15 protein-coding genes are annotated in these 14,222 nt (G+C 72.2%); 7 read left to right on the forward strand and 8 right to left on the reverse strand.

Going from position 1 to position 14,222, the window contains the following annotated elements; all coding sequences use genetic code 11:
- The coding region (locus tag JNK12_19835) for a DUF222 domain-containing protein (GenBank protein MBL8778199.1) at positions 1-663 on the reverse strand (663 nt) is incomplete at its 3' end.
- A gap of 150 nt (positions 664-813) precedes the next feature.
- Between JNK12_19835 and JNK12_19840 the strand changes: the two genes are divergently transcribed.
- Positions 814-1,650 (forward strand): phytanoyl-CoA dioxygenase family protein, encoded by an 837-nt coding sequence (locus tag JNK12_19840; GenBank protein MBL8778200.1) that lies wholly within the window; start codon positions 814-816, stop codon positions 1,648-1,650.
- 7 nt (positions 1,651-1,657) lie between these two features.
- On the opposite strand, the gene JNK12_19845 is transcribed toward JNK12_19840, so the two are convergent.
- Both JNK12_19845 and JNK12_19850 read right to left on the reverse strand, forming a co-directional pair.
- A complete protein-coding gene (locus JNK12_19845) occupies positions 1,658-1,996 on the reverse strand; it encodes a DUF86 domain-containing protein (protein ID MBL8778201.1) in 339 nt (112 codons plus the stop codon).
- Positions 1,993-2,841: a nucleotidyltransferase family protein gene (locus tag JNK12_19850; GenBank protein ID MBL8778202.1), complete on the reverse strand. Its 849-nt coding sequence runs from the start codon at positions 2,839-2,841 to the stop codon at positions 1,993-1,995. The genes JNK12_19845 and JNK12_19850 overlap by 4 nt, the downstream gene beginning before the upstream one ends.
- A gap of 431 nt (positions 2,842-3,272) precedes the next feature.
- Here JNK12_19850 and JNK12_19855 point away from each other — a divergent pair, with 431 nt between their 5' ends.
- Positions 3,273-3,524 carry a hypothetical protein gene (locus JNK12_19855; protein ID MBL8778203.1) on the forward strand — a complete coding sequence of 84 codons (252 nt, stop codon included), beginning with the start codon at positions 3,273-3,275 and terminating at the stop codon, positions 3,522-3,524.
- Here JNK12_19855 and JNK12_19860 read toward each other — a convergent pair.
- From JNK12_19860 to JNK12_19870, 3 genes are all read right to left on the reverse strand, one after another.
- Positions 3,426-4,406 (reverse strand): sigma-70 family RNA polymerase sigma factor, encoded by a 981-nt coding sequence (locus tag JNK12_19860; GenBank protein MBL8778204.1) that lies wholly within the window; start codon positions 4,404-4,406, stop codon positions 3,426-3,428. The two genes, JNK12_19855 and JNK12_19860, sit on opposite strands and share 99 nt — an antisense overlap.
- Before the next feature lie 104 nt (positions 4,407-4,510).
- Complete coding sequence (locus JNK12_19865; protein MBL8778205.1) at positions 4,511-5,434, reverse strand: 2-dehydropantoate 2-reductase; 924 nt, start codon at positions 5,432-5,434, stop codon at positions 4,511-4,513.
- Between the two features lie 40 nt (positions 5,435-5,474).
- Positions 5,475-6,236 carry an SDR family oxidoreductase gene (locus JNK12_19870; protein MBL8778206.1) on the reverse strand — a complete coding sequence of 254 codons (762 nt, stop codon included), beginning with the start codon at positions 6,234-6,236 and terminating at the stop codon, positions 5,475-5,477.
- 112 nt (positions 6,237-6,348) lie between these two features.
- Here JNK12_19870 and JNK12_19875 point away from each other — a divergent pair, with 112 nt between their 5' ends.
- The 5 genes from JNK12_19875 to JNK12_19895 all read left to right on the forward strand — a co-directional run bounded on the left by JNK12_19875 (position 6,349) and on the right by JNK12_19895 (position 11,477).
- Positions 6,349-6,576: a zinc ribbon domain-containing protein gene (locus tag JNK12_19875; protein ID MBL8778207.1), complete on the forward strand. Its 228-nt coding sequence runs from the start codon at positions 6,349-6,351 to the stop codon at positions 6,574-6,576.
- Between the two features lie 94 nt (positions 6,577-6,670).
- Positions 6,671-7,780, forward strand: a complete 1,110-nt coding sequence (locus tag JNK12_19880) for a hypothetical protein (GenBank protein ID MBL8778208.1) — start codon at positions 6,671-6,673, stop codon at positions 7,778-7,780.
- Positions 7,781-7,796: 16 nt separating this feature from the next.
- Positions 7,797-8,744 (forward strand): Rieske 2Fe-2S domain-containing protein, encoded by a 948-nt coding sequence (locus JNK12_19885; GenBank protein MBL8778209.1) that lies wholly within the window; start codon positions 7,797-7,799, stop codon positions 8,742-8,744.
- A 46-nt stretch (positions 8,745-8,790) separates the two neighbouring features.
- A complete protein-coding gene (locus JNK12_19890) occupies positions 8,791-9,771 on the forward strand; it encodes a pirin family protein (protein ID MBL8778210.1) in 981 nt (326 codons plus the stop codon).
- On the forward strand, positions 9,768-11,477 hold the full coding sequence (locus JNK12_19895) for a CocE/NonD family hydrolase (protein MBL8778211.1): 1,710 nt from the start codon (positions 9,768-9,770) through the stop codon (positions 11,475-11,477). The genes JNK12_19890 and JNK12_19895 overlap by 4 nt, the downstream gene beginning before the upstream one ends.
- Positions 11,478-11,480: 3 nt before the next feature.
- Here the strand turns inward: JNK12_19895 and JNK12_19900 are convergent, their stop codons facing one another.
- Together JNK12_19900 and JNK12_19905 are read right to left on the reverse strand one after the other, a co-directional pair.
- Positions 11,481-12,620 (reverse strand): cystathionine gamma-synthase, encoded by a 1,140-nt coding sequence (locus JNK12_19900; GenBank protein ID MBL8778212.1) that lies wholly within the window; start codon positions 12,618-12,620, stop codon positions 11,481-11,483.
- 49 nt (positions 12,621-12,669) lie between these two features.
- Positions 12,670-14,046, reverse strand: coding sequence for a cystathionine beta-synthase (locus tag JNK12_19905; GenBank protein MBL8778213.1), 1,377 nt, complete (start codon positions 14,044-14,046; stop codon positions 12,670-12,672).
- Positions 14,047-14,222: the final 176 nt, after the last annotated feature.

Here is a 14,222-nt window from a genome sequence, read left to right on the forward strand (position 1 = left end):
GTCGTAGTCGCGTTGTGCTTTGGTGCGGGGCCCTTCGGGGCTGTCGGCGGGGTCGGGGCTGTCGTGGAGGTCCAGGGCGGTCTGGAGGAGCTCGGCGTCTTCGTTGGTTCCCCAGATCTCGGTGGAGGCCATCCGCCCGGACCGCCGGCGGCGCACCGAACGCTTCGAGAGGTCGGGGGGTTCTTGTTCGTCGACGGCGTCGATCCAGTCGTCGAGGAACCCGACGAACTCCTCGAGCGTGACGATGCGCCGGGCGGCTTCGACCATCGCGTCGACACACGCCGCGAACGCCGTCTCGTGCTTGTGTTCGGCCTGGGCCAACAGCCGTACCCGCAGGACCGGGATCTCGTCGCCGTCCAACGCGGCGGCCACCTCGGGGTGGCGGGCGTAGAGGCCGGCGGTCTTGACGAGCAGTTGGGCTTCGGGGCGGGTCATCTGAAAGCGGTGGGTGAGCCACGGGACCGGCCCGGTGGCGCCGTCGTCGGCCCACGCCCCCGCGGCGTCCCACTCGGCCACCGCCCGCACCCGCTCCGCTTCAAGGCGCTCGGTGGCGCCCAACACGTCGAGCACCCGATCCGACCGGGCCAACGACGACCACCCGGCGCGCTCCTCGGCGGCGAGCCCCTTGATGCCCACCCGCAGCTCGGCGACCGGATCGAACATACGTTCATTCTACGGACCCCCTGTGACAAGAAAGAGGGGGCGTCGACCGTGTCGGCCGTCCCACTTGCCGGGTGGACACTCAGAACCCGACGGTCGCCGCGGGACGCCGCCCACCCGCCGGCCCGCCGCCGCCTCACTAGCGTGGTGCCGGTGAGCCGGGCACGTGAGCGCCACCCGTGGAACACGGGCTTCGAGTGGGAGCTGCCAGAGCGGGCGCCGGCGACCATCACCGCTGAGCAGCGGGACCAGTACGACCGGGACGGGTTCCTCGTGCTGCGGGGCGCCTTCGCCCCTGAGGAGCTGGCACCCGTGGAGGCGGCGTGCGACGAGGCGGTCGAGCTCGTCGCCGGGCTGCTCGAGCAGGTGGAGGGCGGGCGGCTCTCGGTGGCGGGGCTCGACACGCAGGTGGTCGCGCCGCACGTCGTGCTGCGGTCCGAGGCGGCCAAGGCGTTCTGCCGCCACCCCGTCTTCGCCGGCGTGTGCCGCGATCTGATGGGCGACGACGTCCGCCTCTACTGGGAGCAGGCGGTCTACAAGGTGCCCCACGGTGCCGAGCCGGTGCTGTGGCACCAGGACAACGGCTACACGTTCATCGAGCCGCAGGCGTACCTGACCTTCTGGGTCTCGCTCACCGACGCCACGCCGGACAACGGCTGCGTCTCGATCATGGCGGGGGCCCATCGGGACGGGACGCTGACCCACGCCGAGACGCCCATCGGCTTCGAGTGCTGGGGCGACCACGACCAGGCGATCGACGTACCCACGCAGGCCGGCGACGTCGTCGTCTTCTCCTCGCTCAGCCCGCACGCCACCCGGGTCAACACGACCGACGCCGTGCGCAAGGCCTACATCGTCCAGTACTGCCACGCCGACGCCGTCGGCTACCTCGGTAACGGCGCCGGCGGCCGAGGCGACCCCGTCCCGCAGGACGACGTCGCCCGACAGATGCCCCTGCTCGTCGGCGGCGCCCCGGTGCCCCCGAGCTGAGCGCCACTCAACCGATCTCGTCGATGAGCTCGTCGAACAGCGCGATGAGCGCCGGCACTCGCTCGGCGGCCACCTCCCAGACGATCCGATCATCGATCTTCGTGTACTCGTGGATCAGCACGTTGCGGAACGCGACGATCCGAGGCAGATCCGGGATGCGTTCAACCAGATCCGGGGCGGTCTGCCCGAACTGGTTGAGCGCCTCGCCCACGATCTCGAACTGGCGCTCGACCGCAGAGCGCACCAAGGCATCGTTCTCGTAGTCGTCCCACGAGCGGCCGGCCAGGAACTCGACGATGAGGCCCGCGGCCTGGCGGGCATCCCAGAGGAACGCCCCGAGGATCACGCGGCATACAACACCTGGCGAGTGGGCTCGACGGAGGCGGCGAAGAACGGGTTGCGCAGGGCCGATGGGTCGACGAGATCGATGGGGAGACCGAGCAACTTCTCGAGCGACTCCTTGAAGCCGAAATAGGCGTCCAACCGGCTCAGGCCCGTCGGCGGTTCGAACTCGACGAGTAGGTCCAGGTCGCTGTGGTCAGGGTCGAACCCACCGGTGACTGCAGAGCCGAACAGGTCGAGGCGCGTCACGCCGAAGCGTCTGCACAGGGCGTCAAGGGCGTCCCGCTGGGCGACGACCTCATCGAGCACGGTCACGCCAAGGATTCTCCCACGCTGACCCAGCGTCGGCAGCTTGCGCTGGGACGGCCAGGTCGCCGCCCGGCTCACTCCAGCCAGTCGGCGAGGTCGGCGGCGTCCCAGTCGTCGGGGCCATACACGGTCCCCGGCATCGGCGTCATGAGGTGGGTGTCGCCGCCGGTGACGAACCCGGCGACGGTTCGTTCCCACGCCACCAGGCGCTCGTCGCCGTCGCCGTCGCACAGCCCACGGGCGGCGTCCCGGGCCCGCCGCAGCGCGGTCTGCGCAGCGATGGACGTCGCCCACAGCACCACCACCTCGTGCTGGTTGCCCAGCACCTCGTAGATCCCGGTCGGCTCGTGCCCGTGCTCGCGCCACACCGGCACCTGCTCGCGCACGACGGCGTCGAGGTAGTCGAGTGCGGTCCCCGGACGCACCGTCAGCAGTTGCTGGACGAACAGGGTCCCCCGCACGCCCGCCGCCGCGATCGACGCCGTGGACGGCGATCCGGGCACGCCGCCGCACAACCGGTCGAATCCGCCGGTGCGCCATTGCGCCGCCTCGTCCCACCAGTCGCCGTAGAAGGCGTCGCGGCGCTTCAGGTTCAGCCGGTCGACGTTGGCCGCCCACCCCTCCCAGCCGGCGGGGCCGACGTCCCACACGTTCACCACCTGGGGCCAGCGCCCGCCGCCCATCGCACAGACGAAGAACGTGCCCTGGAGCGAGAGCATGTCGGGCATCGCATTGGTGGGCTCGCGGGCGGCGTGGGCCATGTAGTCGTACTGGCCCTGCCCGACGATGTCGATCACCTCGTGCAGGTAGAGGTCACGCTCGGCCACCGGCCCACCGTAGGGCGGGCGACGAGCGCAGGGCTCGAGCGGAGCAGCAGCCGATGAGTCGCGCCGTCGACCTCCGTCACCTCTCCCATGGGAGAGCCACGGCCTCTGTGCCGCGTGCGGGTGGAGCGCTCCGACGGGTCGGTCGTGGCCGATCGGGTCCTGCACGGCTTCGGCGAGCCCGACCTCGACACCCTCGACGCCGTGGCCCGCCTCCTGCTGGCGGCACGGCGAACGGGGGAGCACCTCGTCGTGGTCGACGCGGTCCCCGCCCTGTGGGAGCTGCTCGAGCTGGCCGGCCTACCCGTCGAGGTGGGCGGGGAGCCCGAAGCGGGGGAAGACCTCACCGGGGTCGAGCAGGTCGAGGAAGAAGCTCATCTCGGCGATCCGGCCGTCTGAGATCTCGAGCACCTGGATGGCCCAAGGGGCCCACCCGCCGGCGGGGTCGGGGCGGTACTGGCCGAACGCTGGGCACCCGTTGGCGGTGGTCGCCACCAGGCGCGAGCCGCGGCACCCGCTGGGCCCCGGCTCGACCATCCAGGCACCGATGTCCTCCGCGCCCTGGAGCCACAAGGCGAAAGGGGGCATGGACTGGATGGCGTCGTCGTGGAGCAGGGTGACCAGCGTCTCGATGTCGTAGCGCTCGAAGGCGTCCACGTAGCGCTCGAGCAGGGCGGCGTCGGCCTCACCCAGATCGGTGGGGTGAGGCCGCTCGGGCAGCTCGGCCATGGTGGCGCGGGCCCGCTGGAGGGCGCTGTTGACCGAGGCGACCGTCGTATCGAGCAGCTCGGCCGCCTCGGCCGCCGGCCAGCGCAGCACCTCGCAGAGGATCAGCGCCGCCCGTTGCTTGGGGGGCAGGTGCTGGAGAGCGGTCACGAAGGCGAGGCGGATGGTCTCGCGGTGGTGGGCCACCTCGGCCGGGTCGGAGGTCTCCGGGGCGATGCGACCGTCTCCGATCGGCGTGACCCACGGCAGCTCGGGCTGTGGAGCGCCCAGCAGGCGCTCGTCGGGCGGCGAGGAAGGGCCCATCTCCATGGGACGGGCCCGGCGCTGCACCTGACGGCCCATGTCGATGCAGACGTTGGTGGCGATGCGGTAGAGCCACGTGCGCAGGCTGGACCGGCCCTCGAAGCGGGCGGCGTTGCGCCAGGCACGCACCATCGTCTCCTGGACGGCGTCCTCCGCCTCGGACCCGGCGCCCAGCATGCGGTAGCAGTAGCCCGTCAGCTCGCGCCGGAAGGGCTCGAGGTCGAGCACGACCTCGGTGTCGGAAGCGGTCATCGCGTCCCAGGGTAGGGAGCGCGGACGGGTCGGCGCTCGGGTGGCCATGGATGGGGGACGGACACGGGCAGCCGAACTCATCGTGCCCGGCGCCGCGCCCGACCTCAGCCGAACGCCGCCTCCCGCCGGCGCAGGATGGCGCACAGCGTCTGGTTGAACGGTGCCTCCAACCCGAGCTCGCGGCTGAGGTCGACCACCGCGCCGTTGATGACGTCGACCTCGGAGGGCCGGCGGGCCAGGTGGTCGAGGCGCATCGAGGGGCTGGCGTCGGGGATCGTGGCGGCGAAGTCGGTGACGTAGCGGACGGGGTCGTCGAAGGGGAAGGCGACGCCGAGAGCCACGCCCGCTCGATGGGCCTCGAGCATGCACCCGAGCGCGACGGCCCAGGCCTCCTCGTCGGCCATCAGCTCACCGACGGTCAGGTCGAAGGCCGCGGTCGGTGCGCTGAGGGTCACGTTGCAGAGGAACTTCTCCCAGATCATGAGGGGGAGGTCGGGGAAGGCCTTCACGTTGAACCCGGCGTCGCGCCACGCCGTTTCGAGGGCCAGCAGCCGGTCGGTCAGGCCGCCGCGCAGCTCGCCGATACGGATGAGGCGCATGCCCTCGTGGTGCACATGGCCGGGCTCGGGGATCGACGAGCCGAAGCCCTCGGCGATCCCGATCAGGATGTGGCGCTCGGGCACGTGGCGGGCGACCCGCTCGCCGGCACCGAGTCCGTTCTGGAAGGCCATGACCATGTCGTCGGGGCGCAGCAGAGGAGCGACCTCGGCGGCCACCGCCTCGACGTCCGCGGCCTTGGTGGCGATCAGCCACAGGTCGGCGGGGCCGGCATCCTCGGGCCGACGCCCCGCGGAGATGCCCTCGACCACCCGGTCGCCGCTGGCCCCGGAGACCCGCAGGCCCGCGCTGGCGATGGCGTCGACGTGCTCGGCCCACCGGTCGACGGCCCACACCTCGTGACCGGCCGCGCCCAGCAGCCCGGCGTACACCGAGCCCATGGCCCCGGTCCCGACGACGACGATCCTCATCTGCGCTCCTGTCCTGCGGGCGGCCTGCCGGGTCGAGCGCTCAGCTCGCGGTCAGGCCGTTGTCGATGGTGTAGACCGCGCCCGTCACCGACCGGGCCTCGTCCGACGCGAGGAAGGCGAACAGCGCCGCCACCTCGTCGGGCTCGGTCATGCCCCGGTGCCCCACCATGCGGCCCGCCAGCTCGGCATCGAGGTCGTCGGGGAACGCCGCGGTGGCGGCGATGTTGGTGCGCGTTCCGGCCGGCGCGATGGCGTTCACCCGCAGTGGGGTCTTGAGGTACTCCGTGGCGAGGGCCCGCGTGAGCTGGACGACACCGCCCTTGCTCATGCAGTACGCCACCACGTAGGGCACGCCCTGGAGGCCGGCGTTCGAGGCGATGTTGACGATGTTGCCCTCGGCCTGGAGCAGGTGAGGGATGGCGGCCTGCGAGAGGAAGAAGGGGGCGTCGAGGTTGATGGCCATGAGCTTGCGGTACTGCTCGCGGGTCACGTCCGTGGCGTGTGCCGCCACGAGGATCCCGGCCACGTTGCCGAGCACATCGAGACGGCCGAATCGACCGACGGCGGTGTGCACGGCGGTGACGCAGGCGTCGGGGTCACTCAGGTCGGCGATGGCGGTGGCCAGCTCACCGTTGCCCTCGGCGAGGGCCCCGAAGCCGGCCGTGTCCTCCAGCCCGGCGGCATCCACGTCCACGGCGAGGACGGACGCGCCCTCGTCGAGCAGGCGCAGCGTCACCGCCCGGCCGATCCCCGCTCCTGCCCCGGTGATCAGTGCCACCTTGCCCTCGAAGCGATCCCCCATCAGGTGCGTCCTCCGTCTCGTGTGCGTCGGGCGAGTCTGGCACCGCCGGGGCGAGCGCTCCGAACCCGCCAGCGGGAGCTCGGCCCCAGCCGTCGTCAGTAGGATCGTGGCCATGCCGACCTACGAGTACCGGTGCCGCGCCTGCGGCGAGACCTTCGAGCTCCGGCGTTCGATGGCCGACTCCGACGCCGCCGCCACGTGTCCATCGGGCCACGACGACACCACCCGCCTGCTGAGCGTGTTCGCCTCCGTGGGTTCGGCCACCGCCTCCGGCCCTGCGCCCAGTGCCGGCCCGCCCGCCGGCGGGTGCGGTGGCGGGTGCGCCTGCTACCCGAGCTGACGCCCGCCGACACCCGGGCCGCCCGGCTCGCCCGGCTCGCCCGGACGATGCCGTGCTAGCTTCTGGACACTTGTCCAGTTCAGGGGGGACCGGGATGTCGAGAGCGCCGCTGCGCGTCGTCCAGATGGCCACGGGCAACGTCGGCACCGAGATGGTGCGCCGCCTCGTCGACCACCCGGACCTCGAGCTGGTGGGCCTCTACTGCTGGTCCCCCGCCAAGGTGGGGCGCGACGCCGGCGAGATCGCCGGGATCGACCCGATCGGCGTGATCGCCACCGACTCGATCGACGACGTCCTCGCCTTGGCGCCCGACGTCGTGGACTTCAACGGCGTCTGGCCCGACATCGACCTGTTCTGCACCCTGCTCGACCACGGCATCAACGTGGTCACCACCTCGGACTGGATCACCGGCCACCACCGCAACGCCAACCATCCGCACCCCTCTGGCCGCCGGCCGAGCGAGCTGATCGACGAGGCCGCCAAACGTGGCGGCGCCAGCTTCTACGGCACCGGCATGAACCCCGGCCTCGCCCAGATCCTCAGCGTCGTCGCCACCGCGGGCATGGGTCGGGTCGACCACCTCACCGTGCTCGAGACCGTCGACGTCTCGTGCCACCACTCGGTCGACACGTGGAAGAACGTGGGCTACGGCCGTCCCGTCGACGACCCCGAGGTGCCGGGGTTGCTCGAGAAGGGCTGCACCGTCTTCGGCGACTCGATCCACCTCATGGCCGACTGCCTCGACGTCGAGATCGAGGAGATCACCTTCGAGTGCGAGCTCGGCGCCTGCACCGAGGACGTCGACCTCGGCTGGTGGACCCTGCCGAAGGGCTCGGTGGGCGGCAGCCTGGCCAAGTTCAAGGGCATCGTCGCCGGCGAGCCGAAGATCGAGGTGCACCTCGAGTGGCAGATGACCCCCAAGACCGAGCCGCACTGGGACATCCGGGGCTGTTACATCACGACCATCGAGGGCGACCCGATGATCATCAACCGCCACATGATCCTGCCCGCCTCGGGCACCCCGCACACCCTGATGGACTCGGACTACTTCGCCTCGCTGGGCATGACCATCACGGGCATGCCGGCGCTGAACGCCATGCGCTCGGTGTGCGAGGCCCCTCCGGGGCTGCTCACCAGCGCCGACCTCCCGCTGCGGGCCTTCGCCGGGCGCTTCCACGACGGGACCGCGGCCCGACGGGGCTGACCCCGGAGCCGACGCCATGAGCCGTTATCCCTTCCCGTCGGCCCCCAACGGGTGGTTCGGGGTCGCGGCCTCCGATGACGTGGGCGTCGGCGACGTCCGGGCGGTCGAGTACCTCGGACGCGAGCTCGTGGTCTTCCGCGGCGGCGACGGCGCCGCACGGGTGTTCGACGCCCACTGCCCGCACCTCGGCGCCCACCTCGGTCACAGCGGGAAGGTGCGCGGCGACGGCCTCGCCTGCCCTTTCCACGGCTGGTGCTTCGGCGGTGACGGGCAACTCGTCGAGGTGCCCGGCCTCGACCGCACCCCACCCCGGGCCACCGCCGGCCCGTGGCCCGTCTGCGAGCGCAACGGCCGCATCTTCGTGTGGCACCACGCCGACGGCGGCGCCCCGACGTACGACGTGCTGGGCTACCGGGCCGACGAGGACGCCTGGACGCCGTGGCGGCGCAACACCTACAGCGTGCGGGTCCACGTGCAGGACCTCACCGAGAACATCCTCGACCGGGCCCACTTCGCCACGGTGCACGACATGGCGCCCCCCGAGCGCGAGCACTTCGAGGTGTCGTTCGACGGGCCGACGATGGTCGTCGAGCAGCGCCTGCGGGTGACCGCGGTGTCCGACACCGGGGTCGAGGTGCTGGCCCGCACGACGGCCTGCGGCCCGGGCATCGCCGCGGTCGAGGTGACCGAAGGCCCGCTCGAGATGCTCACCTACATCACCCAGACCCCTGTCGACGACGAGCACACCGAGGTCAACCTCGACTTCTCGATGAAGCGCCTCGACGACGACGACACCACCGCTGCGGTGGCCGAGCTGAACGACCAGATCACCAACCTGCAGTTCACCCAGGACGTCCCCATCTGGGAGCACAAGGTGTACCGGGAGCGGCCGCTGCTGACGAAGGTCGACGGCCCGGTGCACGAGTACCGGCGCTGGTTCGCCCAGTTCTTCACCGCCAGGTGAGTGTGTGCGTCGAGCGGCGCCTCGGTCAGCCGGGTAGAACGCTGGGATGAGCGGGCCAGTGACCTCGTCGGACGCCTCCCCCACCCCGGAGGCCGACCAGCCGGGCGGACCCGGTCTGGAGGTCCTCGACGGGCGCGCCGCCGAGGTAGGGGGCTTCGCGGTCCGCCGCGTCCTACCCCGCCGCGAACGGCGCACGGTCGGCGCGTGGTGCTTCGTGGACCACATGGGCCCGGGCACGGTCGGGCCGGGCCACGGGCTCGACATCGGCCCCCACCCCCACATCGGCCTCCAGACCGTGACGTGGCTCCTACGCGGCGCCGTGTTGCACCGGGACAGCCTCGGCTCCGAGCAGCTGATCCGCCCCGGCCAGCTCAACCTGATGACCGCCGGCCAGGGGATCTCCCACTCCGAGGAAACCACCGGCGTCCACGAGGGCGAGGTGCACGGGGTCCAGCTCTGGGTGGCGCTGCCCTCGGCGACCCGAGCGGGCCCACCCGACTTCGAGCACCATGCCGAGCTCCCCCAGGTCGATCTCGGTGGCGCCACCGCCACCCTCCTCGTCGGCGCACTGGGCGGCTCCACGTCGCCGGCCCGGGGCGACACCGACCACCTCGGCGCCGACCTCGAGCTCCATGCGGGGCGCACCGTCGTCCCCGTGTCCCCCGAGCACGAGCACGCCGTCGTGGTGCTCGAGGGAGCCGTCACCGTGGACGGCCAGGCCCTCGAACCCGGTCGACTCGGCTACCTCGGCACCGGACGGGACGAGGTCGCGGTGGACACCACCGAGCCCGCCCGCGTCCTCGTCCTGGGTGGGACTCCCTTCCCCGAAGAGGTGCTCATGTGGTGGAACTACGTGGCCCGAACCCGCGACGAGGTGGCCGCGGCGCACCGGGACTGGTCGACGGGCGCACCCCGGTTCGGCACGGTCGCCTCGCCGCTGCCGCGGATCGATGTCCCCGACCCACCCTGGTCGACCGGAGCCTCGTCACCGCAGGACCAGACCGCTCGACCGGGACGGACGGGATGACCCGCCGACCGACCGAACCGTCGGATCGGGCGGCGCCCGACACGCCGTGGCGTCGCCCGGGTGCGGCCCGTTACGCGCGTCGCCGCCTGCGGGGCATCCTTCGGGTCCCCGTCACCGTCGACGAGCCGCCGTCCGGATCGGTGGTGATCGAGCCCGATCTGCCCGTCACCACGCGCGACGGCACGGTCCTGCGGGTCAACGTCCATCGGCCACCGGGGGACGGCCCGTTCCCGACGATCGTGTGCACGCACCCCTACGGGAAGGACAAGGTGCCCGTGCGCACCCGTCGCGGGGGCTACCGCGTCTCGTTCCAGTACCGGGTCCTGCGCCAGACCGACCCCATCCGCTTCTCGAACCTGACCACCTGGGAGGCACCCGATCCGGCGTGGTGGACCGCGCAGGGCTATGCCCTCGTGAACTGCGACCTCCGTGGGGCCGGCACCTCGGAAGGCATCGGGAGGCTCCTCTCGGCGCAGGAAGGTGAGGACATCAGCGATCTCGTCGAGTGGGCGGCGGCGCGGTCGTGGAGCACCGGCGCGGTCGCGCTCGTCGGGGTCTCCTACCTGGCGCTCTCGCAGTGGAACGGCGCCAGCAAGCGGCCGCCGTCGCTGCGGGCGATCGTCCCGTGGGAGGGGTTCACCGACCCGTACCGTGGCCTCCTGCGGCCTGGCGGCTTCGCCGAGGTGGGCTTCCTGAAGCTCTGGGCCCAGGGGATGAAGAGCACCCGCCAGTCGTACTCGCTCATGGACGCCTGCCTGGATCGCCCGCTCATGGACGACTGGTGGCGAGCCCTGACGCCGGACCTGTCGGAGATCGAGGTGCCGGCGCTGATCTGCGGCAGCTTCTCCGACAACAACCTCCACTCGCGGGGATCCATCGACGGCTTCGAGCAGATCCGGTCCCGCGAGCGCCACCTCCACACCCACCGGGGCGGGAAGTGGGCGACGTTCTACAGCGACGAGGCCAAGGCCGTGCAGCGCCAGTTCCTCGACCGCCACCTGCGCGGCCTCGACGTTCCCCGCCTGCCCACCGTCCGCCTCGAGGTGCGCGAGTCCGCCGACCAGGTCGTCGAGGTGCGCGACGAGGCCGCCTGGCCGCTCGCGCGCACCGTGTGGACCCCCCTGCACCTCAGCGCAGCCGGCCTCACCGAGGCCGCAGCCGACGCCGACGGCTCTCTCCGCTTCGCCATCCGCAACGGCGGGGCACGCTTCGGCTGGACGGTGCTGGACGACGTGGAGCTCACCGGGCCCATGGCGCTGCGCCTCCACGTGTCGGTCGACGGGACCGACGACGTGGACCTGGTGGTCGGGGTCGAGAAGTGGCGGGACGGGCAGTACGTGGGCTTCGAAGGCTCGTACGGCTTCGGACGCGACCGCGTCGCCACGGGTTGGTTGTCCGCCTCGCTCCGCGAGCTCGACCCGGATCGCTCCCGCCCCTTCCAGCCGGTGCCCACGTTCACCGGGCGCCGACCGCTCGGCGACGGCGAGATCGTGCCGGTCGACATCGCCCTGGGTGCTTCCTCCACGCTCTTCCGCCGCGGCGACCAACTCCGACTCGTCGTCGCCGGCCGGTGGCTCTGGCCCGTCAACCCGCTCACCGGGCAGTTCCCCGCCCGCTATCGGACGAGCAAGCGCGGCTCCTGCACCCTGCACTGGGGCCCCGACCACGACGCCCAGCTCCTGCTCCCGGTCATCCCGCGGAGTTGACGCTCACGCCTCCAAGGCCTGGGCGAGGTCGTCGAGCAGGTCGGCGGGGTCCTCGATGCCGACCGAGAGGCGCACGAGGTCGGCGGGCACCTCGTTGGTGGTGCCCGCCACCGAGGAGTGGGTCATGCGGCCGGGGTGCTCGATGAGGCTCTCGACCGCACCGAGGGACTCGGCGAGGGTGAAGACCCGGGCGCGGGCGCAGACGTCGAGGGCGGCCTGCTCGCCGCCGGCGAGGCGGAACGACACCATGCCCCCGAAGCCCGACATCTGACGGGCGGCCACCTCGTGGCCGGGGTGGGAGGGGAGGCCGGGCCAGCGGACCTCGGTCACCGCGGGGTGGTCCACGAGCAGGGCGGCGACCGCCGCCGCGGTCGACGAGTGACGCTCCATGCGCAGCGCGAGGGTGCGGGCCCCGCGGTGCACGAGGTAGCAGTCGAAGGGGCCGGGGACCGCACCGGCGGCGTTCTGGAGGAAGCCCACCCGCTCGGCAAGGCGCTCGTGGGACGTCGCCACGAAGCCCCCGACCACGTCGCTGTGGCCGCCGAGGTACTTGGTGGTGGAATGCACGACCGCGTCGGCGCCCAGGGCCAGCGGTTGTTGCAGGGCCGGGGTGGCGAACGTGTTGTCGACCACCACCACGGCACCGCGGTCGTGGGCCAGCTCGCAGAGCGCGGCGATGTCGACGATGGTGAGCAGCGGGTTGGTCGGCGTCTCGACCCAGACCATGCGGGTGTGGGGTTGCCACGCCGCGGCGACCGCGTCCAGGTCGGAGAGGTCGACGGTGTCGACACAGGTGCCGGCGGGCGCATGGACCTGGAAGGCGAGGCGCACCGTGCCGCCGTAGGCGTCGTCGGGCATCAGCACGTGTTCACCGGGGGCGACCGTGCGCAGCAGCGCGTCCTCGGCGGCGAGACCGGACGCGAAGGCGAAGCCGTGGGTGGCACCCTCGAGCGCCGCCAGGTGCGCTTCCAGCGCCGCCCGGGTTGGGTTGCCGGAGCGGGCGTACTCGAAGGCCCGCAGGCCACCGACGCCGTCCTGCGCGAACGTCGACGACACCGAGATCGGCGGGACGACGGCTCCCGTCACGGGGTCGGCAGGGCCGGCGCCGTGCACGCAGCGGGTGGCGAAGCCTCGCCCGGTCAGGTCGTCCACGGCATCCTCGGGTCGGTCAGCGGGCGCAGGGCGATTTGGGTCACGGGCGCGCGCCGCCCACGTTGGCGATGGCGCCCAGGAGATCGGCGCGGCTGACGACCGCGACCGGATGGCCGCCGTCGAGCACCAGTGCGGCAGGGGCGGACTCGAGCCTGGCGGCGACCGAGGCCAGGGATTCGCCGATGCCCACGGTGGGCAGCGGCGGCCCCATGATCGACCCCACGAGCTGGTCGAGGACCGCCGGGTCGGCCACGGCCGCGCCCAGGAGGTCCCGCTCGTCGACCGAGCCCACGACCTCGGCGAGCACCACCGGCGGCTCGTGCTTCACCACCGGCATCTGGCTCACGCCGTACTCGCGCAGGATCTCGATGGCGGTGCGCACGGTCTCGTCGGGGTGGCTGTGCACCAGCGAGGGCAGTCCGGGGTCGCGCTCGCTCACGAGGTCGCCGACGGTCGGGCCCGCCGTGCGCAGGAACCCGTGGTCGGCCATCCAGCCGTCGTCGTAGAGCTTGGACAGGTAGCCCCGCCCCGAGTCGGGGATGTGCACCACGACCACCGCCTCGGCGGGGAGCCCCTGTGCGACGCGGAGCGCGGCGGCGATGGCCGTGCCGCCGGAGCCGCCGATGAGGAGGCCCTCTTCCCGGGTCACCCGTCGGGCGGTGCTGAAGCTCTCGGCATCGCTGACCGCGATCACCTGGTCGACCACGGAGGGGTCGTAGGTGGTGGGCCAGAAGTCCTCGCCGATCCCCTCGACCAGGTACGGCCGCCCGCTGCCACCCGAGTAGACCGAGCCTTCCGGATCGGCCCCGATGACCTGGATGGCCGGGTCCTGCTCCTTCAGGTAGCGACCGATGCCCGAGATCGTGCCGCCGGTTCCGACGCCGCAGACGAAGTGGGTGATGCGCCCGGCCGTCTGGCGCCAGATCTCCGGTGCGGTGGTGTCGTACTGGGCCTGGGGGTTGTCGGGGTTGTGGTACTGGTCGGGCTTCCAGGCGCCGGGCACCTCCCGGGCGAGCCGGGCCGACACCGAGTAGTACGAGTCGGGATGCTCGGGCTCGACCGAGGTGGGGCACACGATGACCTCGGCGCCGTACGCCCGCAGCTGGGCGATCTTGTCGGGCGCGACCTTGTCCGGGCACACGAAGATGCACGAGTAGCCGCGGCGAGCGGCCACGATGGCCAGGCCCACCCCGGTGTTGCCACTCGTCGGCTCGACGATGGTGCCCCCCGGCTGGAGCCGCCCGTCGGCCTCTGCTGCGTCGATCATGGCCAGCGCCGGCCGGTCCTTCGAGGAGAACCCCGGGTTGAAGAGCTCGAGCTTCGCCAGCAGGTGGCAGTCGATGTTGCGCGCCGTCCGATCGAGCCGCACCATCGGGGTGTTCCCGATCAGGGCGAGCAGGTCATCGGCGACGTCCATCGCCGGGCCGGGGTCGGACAAGGGGTGCACGTCCACCCCGTCGATGGGCTCGGCACCGTCCGCATGGAGGCTGACCGGGAGGCCGTGGTCGTGCAGCTCCCGTGCCACAGGGGCGGCGTCGGCGGCCGCGCCGGCCACCCCCACACGTCGCGGGATGTGCCCGCGCAGGTCGGCGA

This window comes from Acidimicrobiales bacterium (assembly GCA_016794585.1).
Taxonomy (GTDB): domain Bacteria; phylum Actinomycetota; class Acidimicrobiia; order Acidimicrobiales; family DATDAH01; genus JAEUJM01.